1 protein-coding gene is annotated in these 878 nt (G+C 68.9%); it reads left to right on the forward strand.

Annotation, left to right across the window (positions count from 1 at the left end):
- A partial coding sequence (gene tnpC / locus NA637_RS25195) for an IS66 family transposase (RefSeq protein WP_256075383.1) occupies positions 1–878 on the forward strand: 878 nt, incomplete at both ends.

The raw sequence follows: 878 nt of genomic DNA on the forward strand, positions 1-878 counted from the left end.
ATTCGCCCGCAATACGCCTGCCGCCCGTGCGCAAGCATCACCGCCGCGCCGGTTCCGCCGGCGGTGATCGACGGCGGCATGGCTGCCCCGGGCCTGATTAGCTGGGTGCTGATCGGCAAGTACGTCGATCACCTGCCGCTCTACCGCCTCGAACAGATCGCCGCCCGTGACGGCGTCACCCTGGCCCGCTCGACCCTGGCCGAGTGGGTCGGGCGCTACGGCGCGGCCTTGCAGCCCCTGGCGGATCGGCTGCGCGAGTTGCTGCGACGACGACCCGTGCTGCACGCCGATGAAACGCCCGTGCAGCAACTCGATCCAGGCCGCGGCAAAACCAAACGCGCCTACCTCTGGGCCTACCGCAGCAACGACCTGGACGAGGGACCGCCGATCGCCGTGTTCGACTATCAGACCGGGCGCAGCGGCGCGCACGCACGGGCGTTTCTGGCGGACTGGAGCGGTCATCTGGTGGTCGACGATTACGGCGGCTACAAGGCGCTATTCCGGGCCGGTATCACCGACGTGGGCTGCATGGCCCATGCACGGCGCAAGTTCTTCGAGCTGCACGCAGACAACCAGAGCCCGGTGGCCACCGAGGCCTTGCGGCGCATCGCCGAGCTCTACGCGATCGAAGCGCGCGGCCGCGACCTCGAGGGCGCCGCACGGCAGATGCTGCGCGGACAAGAAGCCCTGCCCAAACTGCAGGCCATGCACGACTGGCTGCAGCTGACGCGGCAAGGCGTGGCCAACGGGGGTGGCCTGGCCAAGGCCATGAACTACAGCCTGAAACGCTGGACGGCGCTGTCGCGCTACGCGCACAGCGCCACCCTGCCGATCGACAACAATCCGGTGGAGAACGTCATCCGGCCGATCGCGGTGGG

Source organism: Stutzerimonas stutzeri, from assembly GCF_024448935.1.
GTDB classification, from domain to species: Bacteria; Pseudomonadota; Gammaproteobacteria; order Pseudomonadales; family Pseudomonadaceae; genus Stutzerimonas; species Stutzerimonas stutzeri_AO.